The organism is Stenotrophomonas sp. SrG (assembly GCF_050031795.1).
Taxonomy (GTDB): domain Bacteria; phylum Pseudomonadota; class Gammaproteobacteria; order Xanthomonadales; family Xanthomonadaceae; genus Stenotrophomonas; species Stenotrophomonas rhizophila_A.
On sequence record NZ_JBNBBE010000010.1, the window covers coordinates 69,187 to 86,743 of the forward strand.

Annotated in this window: 16 protein-coding genes; 6 read left to right on the plus strand and 10 right to left on the minus strand. The window is 68.6% G+C overall.

From position 1 onward, the window contains the following. The first annotated feature begins 98 nt into the window (after positions 1 to 98). From ACQG3P_RS11175 to ACQG3P_RS11185, 3 genes are read left to right on the plus strand one after another with little or no spacing between them, the layout of a single operon-like run. Entirely contained in the window at positions 99 to 2,459 is a 2,361-nt protein-coding gene (locus ACQG3P_RS11175) for a GH92 family glycosyl hydrolase (protein ID WP_426805074.1), read from the plus strand. A gap of 1 nt (position 2,460) precedes the next feature. Next, a complete protein-coding gene (locus tag ACQG3P_RS11180; protein ID WP_426805075.1) occupies positions 2,461 to 2,853 on the plus strand; it encodes a VOC family protein in 393 nt (130 codons plus the stop codon). After that, positions 2,850 to 3,209, plus strand: coding sequence for a hypothetical protein (locus ACQG3P_RS11185; protein ID WP_426805076.1), 360 nt, complete (start codon positions 2,850 to 2,852; stop codon positions 3,207 to 3,209). The genes ACQG3P_RS11180 and ACQG3P_RS11185 overlap by 4 nt, the downstream gene beginning before the upstream one ends. A 91-nt stretch (positions 3,210 to 3,300) precedes the next feature. Here the strand turns inward: ACQG3P_RS11185 and ACQG3P_RS11190 are convergent, their stop codons facing one another. The 7 genes from ACQG3P_RS11190 to hutI all read right to left on the minus strand — a co-directional run bounded on the left by ACQG3P_RS11190 (position 3,301) and on the right by hutI (position 12,291). After that, positions 3,301 to 3,978 carry a MarC family protein gene (locus ACQG3P_RS11190; RefSeq protein ID WP_426805077.1) on the minus strand — a complete coding sequence of 226 codons (678 nt, stop codon included), beginning with the start codon at positions 3,976 to 3,978 and terminating at the stop codon, positions 3,301 to 3,303. A 29-nt stretch (positions 3,979 to 4,007) separates the two neighbouring features. Beyond that, on the minus strand, positions 4,008 to 4,424 hold the full coding sequence (locus tag ACQG3P_RS11195) for an EF-hand domain-containing protein (protein WP_217537542.1): 417 nt from the start codon (positions 4,422 to 4,424) through the stop codon (positions 4,008 to 4,010). A 110-nt stretch (positions 4,425 to 4,534) separates the two neighbouring features. Continuing rightward, entirely contained in the window at positions 4,535 to 6,655 is a 2,121-nt protein-coding gene (locus ACQG3P_RS11200) for a TonB-dependent receptor family protein (protein WP_426805078.1), read from the minus strand. 365 nt (positions 6,656 to 7,020) lie between these two features. Beyond that, positions 7,021 to 8,685 carry a urocanate hydratase gene (hutU, locus tag ACQG3P_RS11205; protein WP_426805079.1) on the minus strand — a complete coding sequence of 555 codons (1,665 nt, stop codon included), beginning with the start codon at positions 8,683 to 8,685 and terminating at the stop codon, positions 7,021 to 7,023. Further along, positions 8,682 to 9,530, minus strand: coding sequence for an N-formylglutamate deformylase (hutG, locus tag ACQG3P_RS11210; RefSeq protein WP_426805080.1), 849 nt, complete (start codon positions 9,528 to 9,530; stop codon positions 8,682 to 8,684). The genes hutU and hutG overlap by 4 nt, the downstream gene beginning before the upstream one ends. Next, positions 9,527 to 11,068: a histidine ammonia-lyase gene (hutH, locus tag ACQG3P_RS11215; protein ID WP_068852807.1), complete on the minus strand. Its 1,542-nt coding sequence runs from the start codon at positions 11,066 to 11,068 to the stop codon at positions 9,527 to 9,529. The genes hutG and hutH overlap by 4 nt, the downstream gene beginning before the upstream one ends. Before the next feature lie 23 nt (positions 11,069 to 11,091). Then, a complete protein-coding gene (hutI, locus tag ACQG3P_RS11220; RefSeq protein ID WP_426805081.1) occupies positions 11,092 to 12,291 on the minus strand; it encodes an imidazolonepropionase in 1,200 nt (399 codons plus the stop codon). A gap of 63 nt (positions 12,292 to 12,354) precedes the next feature. Here hutI and ACQG3P_RS11225 point away from each other — a divergent pair, with 63 nt between their 5' ends. Together ACQG3P_RS11225 and hutC are read left to right on the plus strand one after the other, a co-directional pair. Next, a complete protein-coding gene (locus tag ACQG3P_RS11225; RefSeq protein WP_426805082.1) occupies positions 12,355 to 13,734 on the plus strand; it encodes a formimidoylglutamate deiminase in 1,380 nt (459 codons plus the stop codon). Between the two features lie 32 nt (positions 13,735 to 13,766). After that, the gene (gene hutC, locus ACQG3P_RS11230) at positions 13,767 to 14,495 is read left to right on the plus strand and encodes a histidine utilization repressor (RefSeq protein WP_210130557.1); all 729 of its coding nucleotides are present in this window, start codon (positions 13,767 to 13,769) and stop codon (positions 14,493 to 14,495) included. Between the two features lie 3 nt (positions 14,496 to 14,498). Here hutC and ACQG3P_RS11235 read toward each other — a convergent pair whose 3' ends face one another. From ACQG3P_RS11235 to ACQG3P_RS11245, 3 genes are all read right to left on the minus strand, one after another. Beyond that, on the minus strand, positions 14,499 to 15,524 hold the full coding sequence (locus ACQG3P_RS11235; protein ID WP_307106774.1) for a restriction endonuclease: 1,026 nt from the start codon (positions 15,522 to 15,524) through the stop codon (positions 14,499 to 14,501). A 220-nt stretch (positions 15,525 to 15,744) separates the two neighbouring features. Then, positions 15,745 to 16,236, minus strand: coding sequence for a phasin family protein (locus ACQG3P_RS11240; RefSeq protein WP_068852795.1), 492 nt, complete (start codon positions 16,234 to 16,236; stop codon positions 15,745 to 15,747). A gap of 88 nt (positions 16,237 to 16,324) precedes the next feature. Next, positions 16,325 to 16,600, minus strand: a complete 276-nt coding sequence (locus tag ACQG3P_RS11245; protein ID WP_068852792.1) for a polyhydroxyalkanoic acid system family protein — start codon at positions 16,598 to 16,600, stop codon at positions 16,325 to 16,327. Positions 16,601 to 16,723: 123 nt separating this feature from the next. Between ACQG3P_RS11245 and ACQG3P_RS11250 the strand changes: the two genes are divergently transcribed. Next, positions 16,724 to 17,524: an FHA domain-containing protein gene (locus tag ACQG3P_RS11250; protein WP_184126994.1), complete on the plus strand. Its 801-nt coding sequence runs from the start codon at positions 16,724 to 16,726 to the stop codon at positions 17,522 to 17,524. Positions 17,525 to 17,557: the final 33 nt, after the last annotated feature.

The window sequence follows — 17,557 nt, forward strand, 5'->3', positions numbered from 1 at the left end:
CGGGGTTTAGATCGATACAATCGATCCAGCCACGCAGGCCGTGGCGCTACGTTGATGGTCCGTCCTTTCCGCTTTGGGAGTTCGTCGTGCACCGTTCGATGCTGGTTGCCGTTTCGCTTGTCCTGACCGCCGCGCCCTGCGCCCTGCAAGCCGCCGACCTCGCCGCCGAGGTCAATCCCTTCATCGGCACCACCAACGCCGGCAATGTGTATCCGGGTCCGTCGGTGCCGTTCGGCATGGTGGCCTTCAGCCCCGAGATGACCCCGCTGCCGGGCAAGCGCTTCGCCATTGCGGCGCCCGGTGGCTACGAGTGGCGCGGCAACGGCGTGCGCGGCTTCAGCCTGACCCATGTGTCCGGTACCGGCTGCACCGGGGCCAGCGGCGACGTTCCGATCATGCCGGTCACCACCAAGGTGGAACTGTCGCCGTCGTCGGCCGAGGCCGGGCTGCGCTACGCCAGCGTGCTGGACCACAAGCGCGAGTCGGCCAGTCCCGGTGCGTACCGGCTCACGCTCGACAACGGCGTGGTGGTGGACCTGGGCGCCACTGCGCGCACGGCGGTGGGGCAGTTCCAGTTCCCGGCCGACAAGCCGGCCAACCTGCTGTTCCGCACCTCCGACAGTGAAGTGGGCAGCACCGACTCGAGCATCGTGATCGATCCGGCCACGCGCACCGTACGCGGCACGGTCACCGCCGGCAACTTCTGCGGTTACCTCGCCGAGGATCGCCGCGAAAGTTATTACACCCTGCATTTCGTGGCCGAGTTCGACCAGCCCTTCGAGGTCGGCGGCACCTGGCGCGACGAGACCGTGCAGGCCGGCGCGCGCGAAGGCGGTGGCGGCACCAGCTACGGTACCCAGGGCCACCCGCCAGTGGGGAAGGGTGCCGGCGGCTGGATCCAGTTCGATCCCAAGCGCAGCCCGAAGGTGACCGCACGCATCGGCATTTCCTACGTGGACGAGGCCGGTGCACGCGCCAACCTGCGCCGCGAAAGCCCGGTGGGCACCACCGTGGAAGCGACCCAGGCCGCGACCCGCGCCGAGTGGAACAAGACCCTGGGCCAGGTGCGCGTGGCCGGCGGAACACCCGACGAACGCACCGTGTTCTACACCGCGCTGTACCACACGCTGCTGGCGCCCAACCTGTTCAGTGACGGTGATGGCCGCTACCGCGGCATGGACGGCAAGGTGCATGCGCTGTCGAAAGGCCAGCGTGCGCAGTACGCCAACTACTCGGGCTGGGACGTGTACCGCTCGCAGCTGCAGTTGGTCACGCTGCTGCAGCCGCAGGTCGGTTCGGACATCGCACAGTCCCTGCTCAACCAGGCCGACCAGAACGGCGGCGTGTGGGACCGCTGGACGCACCTGACCGGTGCCACCGGTGTGATGAACGGCGATCCGTCGCCGCCGTCGGTCGCTGCGATCCACGCGTTCGGTGGCCGCAACTTCGATCTGAAACGCGCCTACGCCTCGCTCAAGCAGGCGGCCACGGTGCCGACCGAACGCGACCTCAGCCGGCGCGGCTGCCCGGTGCTGTGCGTCGGCCAGCGCCCGGGCCTGGACCAGTGGATGGCGTTGAAGTACATGCCGGTGGGCGCGCCGGGCTGGGGCACCGCCTCGGACACGCTGGAAATGGCGGCCGCTGATTTCGGCCTTGCCGAACTTGCCAACGCCGCAGGCGACAAACAGGGCGCGGCGCTGTTCCGCCAGCGCTCCGGCTGGTGGCGCAACCTGTACAACCCGAAGGCGACGGCGCAGGCCGGCTACATCCAGCCGCGCAATGCCGATGGCAGCTGGCCGGCGTTCGACCCGGCCTCGGATGAGGAGTTCGTCGAAGGCAGCGGTGCGCAGTACCTGTGGATGGTGCCGTTCGACCCGGCGGGGCTGATCGCCACGCTTGGCGGCCGCGACGCGGCCATCCAGCGCCTGGATGCGTTCTTCCGCAAGGAAGATGGCGCGTGGGCGGTGACCAAGTCCGGCCCGTTGCATGCCGAGCTGGACAACGAACCCTCGGTGGCGGCACCGTGGCTGTACAACTTCGTCGGCCAGCCGTGGAAAACACAGGAAACCGTGCGCCAAGCCATGCGCCAGATCTGGACCAATGCGCCTGAAGGCATGCCCGGCAACGATGACCTGGGCCAGATGTCGTCGTGGTACGTGTGGTCGGCGCTGGGCCTGTACCCGCTGTACCCGGGCCGTGCAGACCTGGTGATCGGCAGCCCGCTGTTCCGCGAAGCGGTCATCCAGCGCCCCGGCGCCACGTTGACCATCACGGCCAATGGCGCGGCGATGGACGCACCGTACGTGCAGTCGCTGCGCGTGGACGGCAAGCCCAGCGAGGCCAGCTGGCTGCCGGCCAGCGTGGTGCAGAAGGGCGGCACGCTGGAGTTTGAACTGGGCAAGGCGAAGAACACGCAGTGGGGCACCGCCACGCTGCCACCGTCGTATGGTCCGAACTGACATGCTGCACCACATTTCGCTCGGCGTTCGCGACCTGGTTGTTGCAGGCAGGTTCTACGACGCGGTGTTGAATGCGTTGGGCTACCGCCGTGTGTTCGAGGACGACACGGCGATCGGTTACGGATTGATCGACGACCAGGATCTTTTTTGCTTGAAGCTTCGTGACGATGCCAGCGCACCGGGGGCCGGCTTCCACCTGGCCTTCGCGGCATTGTCGCGTGAGGCGGTCGATGCCTTCCATCTCGCCGCCCTCCAGGCCGGCGGTCGAGATAATGGTACGGCGGGCTTGCGGCCGGATTACGGCGATGGCTACTACGCAGCATTCGTCATTGACCCGGATGGTCACCGGATCGAGGCAGTGATCAATTCCGTGGAAGGGGCCAGCCAGGGGTGAACCTAGCCCATCCGCTCCTGCAGCGCAGTGCCGGCATCCTGCCGTGGGTGGGGTTGGCCGCAAGTGTGGCCATGGCGTTCGTGGTGACCCTGTTCGGGGCACTGCTGCTGCCGCAGTTCGTGGAGATGTTCGGCAGCGCCGGCCAGGCACTGCCGTGGATCAGCCGCGTTTACAGCCAGGGTTATCTGCTGGCCTGGCTGGCGCCGGCGCTGGTGGGGGCGTGCTGGTATCTGGGCCCGCCCATCGCCGGCCGCATCCTGGCCGGGCTGCTGGGCCTTGGCGCAGGCCTGCTGGGCTCGGTGGGCGTGCTGTTTGCGATGTACCTGCCTTACTTCATGCTGGGTTCGCTGGTCTGAGTTCAACGGCGGCATCGTGACTGGGCCTGCACCAGGTGGTAAAGCCGCTCCGGCACCGCGGGGCGACCTGACCTGGGTCTAGCCCAGCCGCTCAGTGCGCCACTGGCAGCCCCAGCAGCTCGGACAGTCCCATCCAGCCGATCTCGACACCGATGCACAGGATCACGAACGCCAACAGGCGCAGCATGACCTGCATGCCCGTAGGCCCCAGCAAGGATTGCAGCCGCCCGGCGTAGCGCATGCACAGGTAGATCAGCACGCTCAACGCCAGCAGCGCGCAGCCTGCCGCGACGACATGCACCGATTCCGGCCCGTCTTTGGGCGAGGTGGTGCCTACGGCCGTCGCAATCGCGATCGCACCGGGACCTACGGTCAGCGGCAGGGTGAACGGATAGAAGGTCTGCGACTCCACCGTGGCATCCAGGTCGTGGCGCGCCTCCGCTTCGGCGGCGCCGGCCACCGAGCTGCGTTCCGCCTGCGCCGGTGCCTGCAGCAGGCGCCAGCCGGTGGCGGCAATCACCAGCCCGCCGGCCAGACGCAATACCGGAATGGAGATGCCGAAGAAGGACAACACCCACGCCCCGACGCTGACCGACACAGCGAGCATCACGAGGCTGTTGAAGGCCACCGCGCGAGCGACCCGGCCGCGCTGGGCGGGCGTGGCATCGGGCAGCAGGCCCAGCACCATCAGTGCCGCTCCCGGCGGATTGATAACCGGCAGCAGGCTGGTGAAGATAACCAGGAAGGTGTGGCTGAATTCATTCCACATGGGGGAAGGGCGCGCGACTATCCGGCCGCTCAGGGCCGCCAGAACCCAGCCCGCAGTTCGGTCAGGGTCAGGTTATTGTCGTGGTTGGCGTCCAGCGACTGGAAACGCATGTCGGTCACGCGGCTGACTTCGTCTTCGGTCAGCTCGCCGTTGTCGTTGAGGTCGGCCACGCGGATGCGGTCAGCCGCGCTGAGCTGGCCGTCGCGGTCCGGGCCGAGCACGGACTGGATGTCCTCGACCGACACCCGGTAGTTGTGGTCGACATCGAGCAGGCGAAACAGGGCCGCGCCATCGTATTCGTCCTCGCTGACCTGGCCGTCGCCGTTCTTGTCCAAAGCGGTGAAACGCTGTTCGGCGGTGTCGCTTGGCGTCTGCGCCTGGCAGGTGGCGGCTGCGCCCAATCCGAGCAGCAGGGCACAGGCAAGCAGGGGAATGGACTGGTTCACGGGAACTCCGCAGGGCGGCCAGGGAGGTTCCAGTGTCTGCCGCACCGACGCGTGCGGCTACGGCAATAGATGCGCCGGGCGCCAGTATTTCTACTGGCACCCGGGCACCCTCATTCGAATCGCCAACGCACGCCCGCGTAAACACCGCGACCATCGCCGGGGGTCGAGCGCGCCACGTCGCGGCCGGCGTCGTCATAGCCGGGAGTCACCGTCGCGGCGTAATGGCGGTCGCCGATGTTGCGCAGTTCCGCCCAGGCCTGCCAGCGGCCGTTGGGTGCATCGAAGCCCACCCGCGTGCCGAAGATCAGGTGGCTGTCGGCGCGGAAGCTGTTGGCGTAGTCCACGAACATCGCCGAGGCGTACTCGGTGTTGACCGCGGCGTAGAACCCGGTCGGATGATCGAAGCGCAGTTCGCCCTGGTAGTAGTGGCGCGGCAGGCCCGGCAGGCGGTTGCTGCCGAAGCGGGCATCGTGGCGGTAGCGGAAGTCGCTGAAGGTATACGCCTGGCGCAGCGAGAGGCGACCGTCGGCGTCCTGCCACAGGGTGCTGTCCAGCCCGGCCTCGATGCCACGGTGCACGGTCGGGCTGGCGTTGTTCTCGGCCACGAACAGGTTCGGCACCGGAACGACTTCCACACTCAGCAGTTCATGCAGCACGCGCGCGTAGTAGCCGGTCAGTTCCCAGCGGCCGAGTACGCTGTCGCCGCGCGCGCCGAGCTCCAGCGTGGTGGCGGTCTGGTTGTCCAGCGCCACCGGTGCGCGCTGGCGTCCGCTGGACGCGCCGTTGCCGGGGGCGAAATACAGGTTGGAGCCCCAGATCATCGACCACGGGTGCGCCGGCTCCACCGAGCGGCTCAGGTTGCCGAACCACTGTGTGGCGGGCGTCTGCTGCCAGGTGAAGCCCAGTCGCGGCGCGTAGTCCCAGTCGCTGCCCGACAGCCGTTCCGGCGTGCTCGGCCAGGTGACCTGCACATCGTGGCGGGTGTTGATCAGCGCAAGGCCGGTCTGCAGGCGCAGCGTGTCGCTCAGCGCCAGGTCGTTGCCCACATGCAGCGTGCTGTTGGTACCGTGGTGGGAGAAATCGCGGGTGTGGGTGCCGGCGGGGTAGCCGTTGCTGGGGTAGCGCAGGGTTTCGCGCACGTCCGCATCCAGGTCGTGGGTGACGCGCAGGCCGAGCGTGGTCACGCTGTCGCGCCCGAACAGCAGGTGTTGCCGCCGGTAATCCAGCGTTGCGTTGAGATTGGTGTAATCCAGCTGCTGCCGGTACAGGCTCTCGTTGAGATCCATCGGGTAGTGGTGGTAGACCAGCACGGCCTGCAGCGAGGAATCGTCATCGATCTGCAGCGTGGTCATGTTGCCCAGCCACGTGCTGCCTGGCTGCGGGCGCTGCGCATCAATGGCCAGGTTGGCCGGGTTGGCCGCGCGGGGATCGTTGCGGATCTGCGCGCGGGTGAGGCGCCCGGGCGTCTGGTGGTTGGTTTCGCGGTAGCGCACGAAGAAGCGCGTTTCCAGCTGCGGGGTGATCTGCCAGCCCACGTTCGCCATCGCACCCTTGCCGTCGCCGGCGGCGTGCTGCTGGTAACCGTCGTATTCGGTATCGGTGTAGGCCAGGAAGTAGTCCACGTCGCCCGCCACGCCGCCGTAGCCCACGCTGCGCTTCTGGTAGCCACGGCTGCCCGCTTCGTACTGCAGTTCCACGCCGGTGGCGTCACGGCCGCTGCGGCTGACGTAGTTGATTGCACCCCCCAACGCCAGCGCGCCGGTTTCAAACCCGTTGGCCCCGCGCAGCACCTCGGCGCGGCTGAGCCACAACGGTTCCAGCAGTTCGTAGGGGGTGCCACCCGGGCCGGTGAGGGGCAGGCCATCGAGCGAGACCGAGATGCCGGAGGCATGCGCGCCGGGGCCGCGGTTGATGCCCGAGCCCCGAATGGAGACCTTGGCCCCTTCGTTGCCGGGCGACTGCGCGCTGATGCCGGGCTGGTAGGCCAGCACATCGGCGGTGCCGGCCAGGCGGCCATCGGTGCGGGCCAGGTCGATCACATTGCCGGCACCGGGCACGCGCTTGAGCGCGGCACGCGCCTGTTCGGTGGTGTCGGCGGCGGTGACGTTGACCGATTCAAGCGTCGTCGGCTTGTCGGCCGGGGCGGCGGAGGCGGTGGCAATCAGTACGCTGGAAAGGGCCAGGGTCAGCGTGGACGGGATGGGGCGGTGCAGCGACAGGAGAGGGGGCATGCGTCTGGAATCGGTACGAAATGGGCAGCGGCGGCCAGGCACGACACCTGTAAACCGTCGCGAGGTCGCGAAAGTTAACAGGTTGCGCCGCCGCCGTCACCCACCGAAGGAACGGGGGGGTAGGGTCGGTTCCCAAACGACTGCACGCACGGCAGGCGATCCCTTTAACGCATGGACGCCTGCAACCACGCTGCTTCGGGAGAGGCGATCCCGATCATTGCAATGCCGCCACGGGGCGCGGTGTGGCTATCGGCAGTCGATCGGGATGCGACCCTACCAAGGTGCGGAGCGTGCGGCCTGGGTGAGAAACAAGTTTCCCGGGCTCCCGGCACGGCCATGCTGACCTCAAGCTGGGCGGCATGCGTTCAAAGAATCCCAGGCAGATCCAACCCCTTCTCCCTCGCGCATTCAATCGCGATCTCATAGCCCGCATCGGCATGCCGCATCACGCCGGTGGCCGGGTCGTTCCAGAGCACGCGCGCGATGCGCTTGGCGGCGGCTTCGGTGCCGTCGCAGACGATCACCATGCCGGCGTGCTGCGAGAAGCCCATGCCCACGCCGCCGCCATGGTGCAGTGACACCCAGGTCGCGCCGCTGGCGGTGTTGAGCAGGGCGTTGAGCAGCGGCCAGTCCGAGACCGCGTCCGAGCCGTCGGCCATCGCTTCGGTTTCGCGGTTCGGCGAGGCCACGCTGCCGCTGTCCAGGTGGTCGCGGCCGATCACCACCGGTGCCTTCAGCTCGCCATTGGCGACCATTTCGTTGAACGCCAGCCCGAGGCGATCACGATCCCCCAAGCCGACCCAGCAGATGCGCGCGGGCAGGCCCTGGAACTTGATCTTCTCGGCGGCCATGTCCAGCCAGCGGTGCAGGTGCGGGTTGTCCGGAATCAGTTCCTTCACCTTCGCATCCGTTTTGGCGATGTCCTCCGGGTCGCCGCTCAGGGCGGCCCAGCGGAACGGGCCGATGCCGCGGCAGAACAGCGGGCGGATGTAGGCGGGCACGAAGCCGGGGAAATCGAAGGCGTTTTCCACGCCTTCTTCCAACGCCATCTGGCGCAGGTTGTTGCCGTAATCCACGGTCGGCACGCCCAGCGCATGGAAGGCGAGCATGGCCTGGATGTGGTTGGCCATCGATGCGCGCGCGGCTTTCTCGACCACCTTCGGCGCGCTCACGCGCTGTTCGTCCCATTGCTCCACCGTCCAGTCCTGCGGCAGGTAGCCGTTGACCGGGTCATGCGCGGAGGTCTGGTCGGTCAGCAGGTCCGGCTTGACCCCGCGCACCAGCAGTTCGTCCAGCACGTCGGCGACGTTGCCGAGCAGGCCCACCGACAGCGGCTTCCGGGCCGTGCAGGATTCCTCGATCAGGCGCAGCGCTTCGTCCAGGTTGTCGGTCCAGGTATCCAGGTAGCCGGTGCGCAGGCGCATCTCGATGCTGCTTTTGCGGCACTCCACTGCCAGGCACGAGGCGCCGGCCATCACCGCAGCCAGCGGCTGCGCGCCGCCCATGCCGCCCAGGCCGCCGGTGAACAGCCACTTGCCGGCCAGGCTGCCGTTGTAGTGCTGGCGGCCCATTTCCACGAAGGTTTCGTAGGTGCCCTGCACGATGCCCTGCGCACCGATGTAGATCCAGCTGCCGGCGGTCATCTGGCCGTACATGGCCAGGCCCTTCTTATCCAGCTCGTTGAAGTGGTCCCAGTTGGCCCAGCGCGGCACCAGGTTGGAATTGGCGATCAACACGCGCGGTGCATCGGCATGGGTGCGGAACACGCCTACCGGCTTGCCCGACTGCACCAGCAGGGTCTGGTCGTCTTCCAGGCGGGTGAGGGTCTCGATGATGGCGTCGTAGCTTTCCCAGTCGCGCGCGGCGCGGCCGATGCCGCCGTACACCACCAGTTCCTGCGGGCGCTCGGCCACGTCCGGGTGCAGGTTGTTCATCAGCATGCGCAGCGGCGCTTCGGTGAGCCAGCTCTTGGCGGTGAGCGTGCTGCCGTTGGGGGCGATGATGGTGCGGGTGGAATCGTGACGGCTCATGCAGCACTCCGGGAGTTCGCGAATTCAAGGCAGGCGGTAAGCACCTGCTGCAGCGTGTGGCGCAGCGGCGCCGCGTGGTCGGGGTCGAGCGGGGTGGGCCAGCTGTGCACGTCCACCTGTTCGGGTTCGTGCATGTAGCCGCGGCAGGCCAGCTCCATCTGCAGGCTGTGCACGCCGCCGGCGATGTCGCTGTAGTGGCGTGTGATCCAGCCGCCCTTGAAGCGGCCGTTGCGCACATGCGGCAGGCCGCTGATCCGGCACAGGTTTTCGACTACGTCGCTGAGCGCGTTGTCGCAGGACGTGTCCGGCGCGCCGGAGGGACCGGCAGTGCCCAGGTTGAACTGCGGCAGTTCGCCGTCGAACAGGTGCGGGATGTGCGAGCGGATCGAATGCGCGTCGTATACCACCACGGTGCCGTGGCGCTGGCGCAGGCGCGCGATCTGCGCGGCCAGCGCCGCGTGATAGGGCGCAAAATACGTATCGCGGCGCTGGGCAATCGCGTCGGCATCCGGCTCCCGGCCCGGGCGGTACAGCGGCTGGTTGTCGAAGGTGGTCAGCGGGCACAGCCCGGTGGTGTTCTGCCCGGGATACAGCGACACGCCGCTGGGGTCGCGGTTGAGGTCGATCACTGAACGCGAGACCGCCGAACGCACCGTGGTCGCCCCGAGGCGCTGGGCGAAGTCATACAGCTCATGCACCCACCAGTCGGCATCGCGGCGGGCCAGCCACGGCGACACGAAATCGCCGGCCAGTGCATCGGGCAGCTCGGTGCCGGTGTGCGGGAAGCTGACGATCAGCGGCGCATCACCTTCATGCACCTGCAACCACTCCGGATGCGGGGTCATGCCAGCGGCTCCACCTGCGGCAGGATGTCGGCCAGCCCTTCGGCCAGCGCGCCGCTGCGCACCAGCGCGGTGGCGGCCAGCATGTCCGGGTGGAAGTAACGGTCGTCCTGCAGGGTCGGCACCTGCGCACGCAGGCGCTGGCGCACTGCTTCCAGCGCATCGCTGGAGCGCAGGCCACCGTGGAAGTCGCACCCCTGCGCGGCGGCCAGCAGCTCGATACCTACCACGTTGGCCGCGTTTTCGGCCATCTGCAGCAGGCGGCGTGCGCCATGCGCGGCCATCGAGACGTGGTCTTCCTGGTTGGCCGAGGTGGGAATCGAATCCACGCTGGCCGGGTAGGCGCGCTGCTTGTTTTCCGAAACCAGCGCGGCGGCGGTCACCTGCGGAATCATGAAACCGGAGTTCAGGCCCGGCTTCGGGGTGAGGAACGCGGGCAGGCCCGACAGCGCCGGGTCGACCAGCATCGCGGTGCGGCGTTCACTGATCGAACCGATCTCGCACACCGCCATCGCCAGCATGTCGGCGGCGAACGCCACCGGTTCGGCGTGGAAGTTGCCGCCGGACAGCGCTTCGTTGGTATCGGTGAACACCAGCGGGTTGTCGGACACGCCATTGGCCTCGATCGACAGCGTGGTGGCGGCCTGGCGCATCACATCAAACGCCGCGCCCATCACCTGCGGCTGGCAGCGAAGGCAGTACGGGTCCTGCACGCGCACGTCGTTGTCGCGATGCGATTCACGGATCGCCGAGCCCTGCATCAACCTGCGCAGTGCCGCAGCGGTGGCGATCTGGCCACGCTGGCCGCGGATCTGGTGGATGCGCGGATCGAACGGGGTGTCCGAGCCCTTGGCCGCTTCCACCGACAGCGCACCAGTGACCAGCGCGGCCTGGAACACGGTGGTGATCTCGAACAGCCCGGCCAGCGCATAAGCGGTGGAGTACTGGGTGCCGTTGAGCAGGGCCAGGCCTTCCTTGGCGCCCAGGACCAGCGGCGCCAGGCCGAAGCGGGCCAACGCATCGGCGGCCGGCAGGCGCTCGCCGCCGACGAAGGCCTCGCCTACGCCGATCATTACGCTGGCCAGGTGCGACAACGGCGCCAGATCGCCCGAGGCGCCCACCGAGCCCTGGCACGGAATCACCGGCACCAGGTCGTGCTGCAGGAAGGCTTCCAGCAAGGCGAGCGTTTCCGGGCGGATGCCCGAGGCGCCCTGGGCCAGGCTGGTCAGCTTCAGCGCCATCATCAGGCGCACCACCGGCGCGGGCATCGGCTCACCGACGCCGGCGGCGTGCGACAGCACGATATTGCGCTGCAGGGTTTCCAGGTCGTCGCGTTCGATGCGTACGCTGGCCAGCTTGCCGAAGCCGGTGTTGATGCCGTACACCGGCTCGCCCTTGGCCACGATGTCGGCCACGGTCTGCGCGCTGCGGCGCACCGCCTCGGCCGACGCGGGGTCCAGGCGCACGCGGGCACCGTCGAAGATCGCGCGCCAGTGCGCCAGCGTCACCGCGCCGGGCTGCAGGGTCAGGGTCGTACTCATGGAATCTCCAGGCATCTCTATGTTCAGACGGATACGCCGCGCATCACGCGCGCGTGCAGGGGGTTGAAGCCGATGCGGTAGACAAGGTCGGCAGGCACCTCGATGTCCCACACGGCCAGGTTGCAGTCCAGCCCAATCGCGAGGCGGCCGATCCGCGCCTGCCGGCCCAGCGCACGCGCCGCTTCACGGGTGAAGCCGGCAATGCACTCGTCCACGGTCATGCGGAACAGTGTCGCGGCCATGTTCATGGCCAGCAGCGGGCTGGTCAGCGGCGAGGTGCCGGGGTTGCTGTCGGTGGCCAGTGCCAGCGGTACGCCGGCCGCGCGCAGCGCGTTGATCGGGGGCAGGGTGGTGTCGCGGGTGAAATAGAACGCGCCCGGCAGCAGCACCGCCACGGTGCCGGCGGCACGCATCGCGGCAATGCCGTCTTCATCGAGGTGTTCGATGTGGTCGGCCGACAGCGCGCCATGCCGCGCGGCCAACGCAGCGCCGTGCTGGTTGCTGAGCTGTTCGGCGTGGATCTTCACCGCCAGGCCGTGCGCCTGCGCGGCCACGAACACCTGCTCGGCCTGCGCGGTGCTGAAGGCGATGCTCTCGCAGAACACATCGACCGCTTCGGCCAGGTCCTGCGCGGCCACCGCCGGAATCATCACGTTGCACACCTCATCGATGTACTCCTGCGCCTGCCGCCCCGGCGGCACCGCGTGTGCACCCAGGAAGGTGGGCACCACCTCAACCGCGCGCTGCCGCGACAGCTCGCGGGCCACGCGCAGCTGCTTGGTTTCATCGTCAAGCGAGAGGCCGTAGCCGGATTTGATTTCCACCGTGGTGAGGCCTTCGGCCAGCATCGCGTCCAGCCGCGGCAGGCTGGCCGCCAGCAGCTCCGCTTCGCTGGCGGCACGGGTGGCGCGCACGGTGGAGACGATGCCGCCGCCGGCACGGGCGATGTCGGCATAGCTCACCCCCTGCAGGCGCTGTTCGAATTCATTGGCGCGGTTGCCGGCGTACACCAGGTGGGTGTGGCAGTCGACCAGCCCCGGGCTGATCCAGCGCCCGCCGCAGTCCACGCGCCGGGCCGGCTGCAGGTGCGCTTCGGAACCGGCCGGGCCGACGTGCACGATGCGGCCGTCGTGGGCGGCGATCACCCCGTCGCGGATCACGCCCAGGCCGGGGCCGTCGACGGTGATCAGGTGGGCGTTGGTCCAGAGGGTGTCACAGTGCATGGCAGCAACCACGGCGGCTTATATGTCTATACAATATAGGCGCCACTTCCGGGATGTCCAGTGATGCCAGCCAACCCCGCTTCCGTCCTCGCTTTCCACGCCGACCATGCCCTGCTGCCGCAGGGGTGGGCGCGCGATGTGCGCATCGTCTGCGCCGGCGGCACCCTGCAGTCGGTCACCCCGGGCGTGCCCGCGCAGCCTGGCGACACGGCGCTGGCCATCGCGCTGCCCGGGCTGGGCAACCTGCACAGCCACGCCTTCCAGCGCGGCATGGCCGGGTTGACTGAAATCGGCGGGCGCAGCGGCGACAGCTTCTGGAGCTGGCGCGAACTGATGTACCGGTTCCTGGCCCACCTGCAGCCCGATGCGGTGCAGGCCATTGCCGAACAGGCCTACGTGGAGATGCTCGAATCCGGCTTCACCCGCGTGGGCGAGTTCCACTACCTGCACCATGCCCCGGACGGCACGCCGTATGCCGACCGCGCCGAGATGGCCGCGCGCATCGCCGCGGCAGCGCAGGGCAGTGGCATCGGCCTGACCCTGCTGCCGGTGTTCTACGCGCACGCCGATTTCGGTGGCGCAGCGCCGAACCCGGCCCAGCGCCGGCTGCTGCATGACGTGGACGGGTTCGCTGCGCTGCTCGACGGCTGCCGCCATGCGCTGCGCGGGCAGGACGATGCGGTGCTGGGCATCGCGCCGCACAGCCTGCGAGCGGTGACCGGCGAGGAGCTGGCGGCGCTGCTGCCGCTCAACCGCGGCCCGGTGCACATCCATATCGCCGAACAGACCCGCGAGGTCGATGCCTGCGTGGCCTGGAGCGGGCTGCGCCCGGTGCGCTGGCTGTACGAACATGCCGCCGTCGATGAACGCTGGTGCCTGGTGCATGCCACCCACGTCGATACCGACGAAGTGCGGCGCATGCTGGACAGCCGTGCCGTGGTCGGGCTGTGCCCGATCACCGAGGCCAACCTGGGCGATGGGCTGTTCCCGATGCAGGCCTTCGCGCGTGGCGGCGGCCGGTTCGGGGTAGGCTCGGATTCCAACGTGCTGATCGACGCGGCCGAAGAGCTGCGCCTGCTCGAATACGGGCAGCGCCTGCAGCTGCGTGGGCGCAACGTGCTCGCGCCGCAGGAAGGCGTTTCCAGCGGACGCTGGCTGTTTAAACAGTCGCTGCAGGGCGCAGCGCAGGCATTGGGCGTCACCACTGGCCTGCAGCCCGGTGCGCCGGCCGACGTGGTGGAACTGGATCCGCAGCACCCGGCGCTGACCGCGCGCGACGGCGATGCCTGGCTTGACAGCTGGGTGTTCGCCGCCCGTAATGGCGCCGTCCGATCGGTCTGGCGCGGGGGGCGCGAGCTGGTACGGCATGGCCGCCACCTGCAGCGCGACGCCGTAGCGGCGCGCTTTGCCCACGCCCTTCGCGGCGTGCTTGCCGCGCACTGAACGTGGCCGCCACCCCCTACCAGGATTCCCGCGTGACCGGCAAGAAAGCCGAAACCCTCAACCAGCGCATCCGTGCCGACCTCGAGAGCCGCATCCTGAGCGGGGAGTGGGCGCCGGGATTCCGCATTCCGTACGAGCACGAGTTGATGGAGCAGTACGGCTGCTCGCGGATGACCGTCAACAAGGTGCTCACCGCGCTGGCCGAGAGCGGCATGATCGAGCGCCGGCGTCGCGCCGGCTCGTTCGTGGCGCGCCAGCCGCCGCACCTGGAACAGGTGGCGCTGGAGATTCCCGACATCGCCATGGCGGTCGGTGCGCGCGGCCATGTGTACGGCTACCAGCTGCTGGACCGCGCCTACCGCGCGCCGGACACGCAGGTGGATGAAGAGATGGCGTTGTCCGCTGGCGAGAAACTGCTGGCCATCCGCTGCCTGCACCGTGCCGACGGCAGGCCGTTCGCGCTCGAACACCGGCTGATCAGCCCGGTCGGCGTGCCTGAAGTGCTGGACGTGGATTTCAACACCACCGCGCCGGGCAGCTGGCTGCTGCAGAACGTGTCGTGGACCCGCGCCCAGCACCGGATCAGTGCGTGGGGCGCCGATGCCGCGGCCGCGGCCCTGCTTGAAGTGCCGCTGGGCACCGCGTGCCTGGTGATCGACCGCCTCACCTGGCGCGGCGACCAGCCCATCACCTGCGTGCGGCAGATGTTCCTGGGCGACGCCTGGGACCTCGTGGCGCGGTTCGCGCCCGGCGCGCGCTGATCCTTACGACGTGGCGCACTGGCGCCAGCGCACCGGCTCGTCGGTGTTGATGCGGGGATTGAGCTGGATGCGCACCGTGCGCAGTGCCGGGTAGCGCTTCACCTGGGTGCAGATACGGGGCCAGACCTCGTCGATCTCGGCCGAGCGGTTGACTGCCAGCGTCTGCCGGGTCTGCCAGAACGCGCTGAGCACGCCCTCCTGCTGGGCCAGCAGTGTTGCCAGTTCGCGCTGGTACACCGCCAGCGTGGCCGCATCCGGGTCGGCCACGGTGCCGAGGATCTGGTTCGGCGCGGCGGCCGTCTGGGCCGGGTTGGCCGGCGCAGCAGGTGCAGCAGGTGCAGCAGGTGCAGGGGCGGGTGGGGTGGGCGCCGGCGGGGTCGCTGCCTGCACGGGGGCCGACGCCGGCGCGGGCGCCTGGGCTGCCTGGTCCAGGCGGGACGTCAGGTATCCCATGCCGACCAGCAGGCCCAGCGTCAGCGAGCCCAGCCCGGCGATCGAGATGCGCCGCACCGCTTCGCGGCGTGCCGCGTGCTTGACCCGGGTTTCCACGTCACCGGGCAGGTAAGGCTGCAGCATCGGCCACAGCAGCGCTCCATCCAGCACTTCCACGTTCTGCTTGTCGGCGGTGGAACGTCCATCGCGCTCGACCATGCCTTCGGTGATGAGGATGCCGCCGCGGGCACCGGCCAGGCGCGCCGCGGCGCCCAGCTCGTTCACCGCCGCCCGGCCGATCCGGTAGGCGCGGCCATGCTTGCACGACACCAGGTAGCGCTGGTGCTGGGCGTCCTGCATCAGGAAGTCGCTGCTGGGCTCACGGCTGTCGTCGGCCTCGCCGGTCACGTCCTGAAGGCCGCGCTGCTCGTGCAGGGCGCGCCGGACGATTTCGGAGAAGTCCCGCCAGTGCATGCCGGCCAAGGCGTTGAGCCCCAGCCGGGTCTCCTTGCGGCGGCGTTTCACCAGCCAGAAGTAGGCAGCGGCGAGGGACCAGACAACGAGGGCCAGCAGGAGAGCCAGAATCCAGGAGAACATGGGACCTAGAGATGAACACGGAGGTGCAGACGACAGTTTATATGCGCCCGCCCCCGTCTGCGGGATGTCGTTTTGAGATCGCGCACACAGAAAACCCGCCAATCCTTAGCCGTGAGGGGAGGGAACAAACGGCGCAGAAGCAATTGGCGGGTCGATTTCGATTGTCAACAAAGTGGTGCTGCTTTGCAACAATCGCCGTACGGAACAGTGTGGTCCGCGCTCAGGGGTCCGAACCGGGCGACTGGTGGGTGCCGGGCCGTGGGTCTGCGTTGGGGGAGGCGTTGCGGGCCTCGGCGCGGTTGAGCCGGGCGGTCAGGGCATCGATCCGCACATTCAGCGCCGCCACGTCTTCTGCCGTGGGGATATGCAGGCGCTTGAGCACGCCTTGGACCCGGTCGTCGAAGGCCTTCTCGACCTTGTCCCAGGTGCCGGCGGCCTTTTCGCGCGCCTCGCCCAGGTGTTCCTCGACGTTGTCGCGCCAGCGCGGGGTGTCGCCGGCCTGCTCGCGGTTGCGCGCGTCCACCGACTCGCCTTCCCTCACCAGGTCGTCGAAAACGCGGCTGCCTTCGGCCTGGGCGCGTGCGAACACGCCGAGCCCGGCCAGCCAGATCTGCTGCGCCGAACCGGTCAGCCTGCGCGAGAAGCGCTCGGCCTGGTCCTGCAGCGAGGGCTTTTCGCCGGTGCGGTCATCGTAGTCGTCGTGAGTATTCATGGGGCGATCCTGTGAGTGGCCACCCGCTGATCCTACCCAGCGCTTCGATTGCGTGGCGTGATGGCGTGCCCGCCGCCACGCCAGCGGTTCAGGCCAGCTTTTCCTGCAGGACGCGTTGGATTTCGCCTTCGACCATGCCCTTCATCATCGACACCGGGAAGCCCAGGTCGGCGACCACGCGCACCTGGTGAGCCAGCAGCTCGATCTGGCCATTCACGCCGGAGCCGTTGAACGTGAGCGCATCGCCGTCCCACTGGGTCTTGAGGGAAAACTTGTCGGTGAGCTTGGCCGCCATCGCCTCGATCGCGTCGCGGGCCGCTTCGGTGGACAGCGTGTGGTCGTGGCGGATATCGATGCGGGACATGCGGACTCCTGACGGGCGATAGCGGGAAACGGGCGTGCATTGTGCGCATCCGCAGACAGAACTCCAAGCAGTGCGTCACACTTCTCTATCTTCCCTGACATCCAACCTGCTAGGCTGCGCCGCGTGCAGAACCTGCTTGTTCACTTCACTCATCGCCAACACCCCGACCAGCCGTTGCGGCCCGGGGTACAGCGCATCGTGCGCCATGCCTCGGGCAGCGTCCGCCTGGGCGGCGACGCGGCCGGCACGCTGTTGCTGGCCCAGTTCTGCCTGGATGACCGCGGCCTGTGGCTGCAGGTAGCCGCCGGCATGCGCGGCATCCACGTCAATGGTCGCCCGGTGCGGCGCATGGCGCTGCTGCGGCCCGGCGACGCGGTCTACGCCGACGGCGTGGAAATGCTGATCCAGGGCGAATGCGAGGCCCTCAACCACGCCCCGTCGCGCAGCGATGAGAGTGGGGAGGACCAGCGCCTGCTGCGCGGGGTGGGTGGCCAGCACCACGGGCGCAGCTTCACCCTCGACCGCCCGCGGGTGATCGGGCGCGGCGCCGAATCCGACATCGTGATCGACGATCCCGCGTTCGCCGAACAGCACGCGCGCCTGGAACGCCACGGCGACCGCCTGCTGTTGCGGGATCTGGGGGCGGGCGAATCGACCCGGGTCAACGGCGTCAGCGTCAGGCACTGCTGGCTGCAGCCCGGTGACCAGCTGGTCTTCGATGCGCAGCACCGGTTCGTGCTGGAAGTGCCGCACGACGGCCGCAAGCGGGTGGTCAGCGATGAGGAGGACGAGCTGCTCGACCTGCCATCGCCGGTGGAAGCCCAGGCCAAGCCGACGCGGGTAAGCCGCTGGCCTTGGTTGCTCGGCAGCGCGCTGCTGCTGGCCGGCCTGATCAGCCTGCTGCTGTGGTTCGGCGCGCGCTGAACGCGTCGCCCGACCAACGGTCGGGCGCTACCA

Bases quoted from the DNA above. Each gene is read 5' to 3' on its own strand.
- ACQG3P_RS11175 (WP_426805074.1), top strand. From the start codon at position 99: ATGCTGGTTGCCGTTTCGCTTGTCCTGACCGCCGCGCCCTGCGCCCTG.
- ACQG3P_RS11180 (WP_426805075.1), top strand. From the start codon at position 2,461: ATGCTGCACCACATTTCGCTCGGCGTTCGCGACCTGGTTGTTGCAGGC.
- ACQG3P_RS11190 (WP_426805077.1), bottom strand. From the start codon at position 3,978: ATGTGGAATGAATTCAGCCACACCTTCCTGGTTATCTTCACCAGCCTG.
- ACQG3P_RS11200 (WP_426805078.1), bottom strand. From the start codon at position 6,655: ATGCCCCCTCTCCTGTCGCTGCACCGCCCCATCCCGTCCACGCTGACC.
- hutU (WP_426805079.1), bottom strand. From the start codon at position 8,685: ATGAGCCGTCACGATTCCACCCGCACCATCATCGCCCCCAACGGCAGC.
- hutG (WP_426805080.1), bottom strand. From the start codon at position 9,530: ATGACCCCGCATCCGGAGTGGTTGCAGGTGCATGAAGGTGATGCGCCG.
- hutH (WP_068852807.1), bottom strand. From the start codon at position 11,068: ATGAGTACGACCCTGACCCTGCAGCCCGGCGCGGTGACGCTGGCGCAC.
- hutI (WP_426805081.1), bottom strand. From the start codon at position 12,291: ATGCACTGTGACACCCTCTGGACCAACGCCCACCTGATCACCGTCGAC.
- ACQG3P_RS11225 (WP_426805082.1), top strand. From the start codon at position 12,355: ATGCCAGCCAACCCCGCTTCCGTCCTCGCTTTCCACGCCGACCATGCC.
- ACQG3P_RS11235 (WP_307106774.1), bottom strand. From the start codon at position 15,524: ATGTTCTCCTGGATTCTGGCTCTCCTGCTGGCCCTCGTTGTCTGGTCC.
- ACQG3P_RS11240 (WP_068852795.1), bottom strand. From the start codon at position 16,236: ATGAATACTCACGACGACTACGATGACCGCACCGGCGAAAAGCCCTCG.
- ACQG3P_RS11245 (WP_068852792.1), bottom strand. From the start codon at position 16,600: ATGTCCCGCATCGATATCCGCCACGACCACACGCTGTCCACCGAAGCG.